Source organism: Vibrio sp. NC2, from assembly GCF_025195005.1.
Classification (GTDB): Bacteria; Pseudomonadota; Gammaproteobacteria; order Enterobacterales; family Vibrionaceae; genus Vibrio; species Vibrio splendidus.
The window spans coordinates 1-1184 of record NZ_JANVFC010000048.1 but is presented as its reverse complement, the minus strand read 5'-3'; the positions used below and the strand labels follow the sequence as shown (position 1 = coordinate 1184).

Annotated in this window: 1 protein-coding gene; it reads left to right on the top strand. The window is 46.0% G+C overall.

Features of this window, described 5'->3' with window-relative positions:
• Positions 1-67: 67 nt before the first annotated feature.
• Positions 68-1184 (top strand): IS3 family transposase gene (locus tag NX845_RS23360; RefSeq protein ID WP_260257209.1). Its coding sequence is split into 2 segments (ribosomal slippage), with 1118 coding nucleotides annotated over them: positions 68-326 and positions 326-1184; the frame shifts between segments, so codons are not numbered across the junction. This gene is flagged as partial in the annotation.

Here is a 1184-nt window from a genome sequence, read left to right as displayed (position 1 = left end):
TGTAGTGGTCTAATGATCCCGGACACCAAATTAGGTGGTAAAGTCTCCACCATAAATGAGGTGTTCAATGACAAAACGACAACGACGTACATTTTCTACTGAGTTCAAACTAGATGCTGCAAGTTTGGTTCTTGATCAAGGGTACTCCATACCTGAAGCAGCTAACTCTATGGGCGTAGGTGAAACGGCTTTACGGCGATGGGTCGACCAACTCAAAGTTGAGCGAGGTGGGATGACTCCAACGGCTAAAGCCCTCACGCCTGAGCAAAAGAAAATCCAAGAGTTAGAAACCCGGATTAACCGGCTAGAACGAGAAAAATCCATATTAAAAAAGGCCACCGCTCTCTTAATGTCGGACGAACTCGAACGTTCTCGTTAATAGACAAGTTGAGGGAGCATGAATCGGTCAAAATGCTTTGCGAACTGTTCAACGTAGCTTCGTCTTGTTACTACGAGTTTAAGCAACGCAAGCCGGATGCCAGTCGCATTCGTCTAGCTAGCCAAATTAAAGAACTCTTCAACATGAGTCGAGGCTCTGCTGGCAGCCGTACTCTTGTCTCGATGCTGAGCGAAGAAGGCATAAAAGCCGGACGATTCAAGGTTCGCCAGATAATGCGTGAAGCTGATTTAATGAGTAAACAGCCAGGTTCGCATCGATATAGACATGCAAAAGTAGAAAGGCCAAGTATTCCAAATCTACTGAAGCGTGAGTTTTCTGTCAGTACTCCGAATCGTGTTTGGTGTGGCGATATTACTTATATTTGGTCAGGTTCGAAGTGGACCTATTTAGCGGTAGTGCTTGACCTATTTAGCCGACGCGTTGTGGGGTGGTCTTTATCCGATAAGCCCGATACTGAATTAGTATCTAAAGCTTTGGAGATGGCCTGGGAGCAACGAGGATGTCCGAAGAACGTGATGTTCCATTCAGATCAAGGCTGCCAATATAGCAGCCGTAAATATCGCCAAAGACTTTGGCGATATCGTATAACTCAAAGCATGAGTCGTCGTGGTAATTGTTGGGACAACGCTCCCATGGAGCGGCTATTTAGAAGCTTGAAAACCGAGTGGATACCAGCAACAGGTTACCTGACACAAGCTCAAGCTAAGAAAGACATCAGCCATTACCTGATGAGTTACTATAATCGGCAACGGCCTCATCAAGCAAATGATGGGCTGTCGCCAGT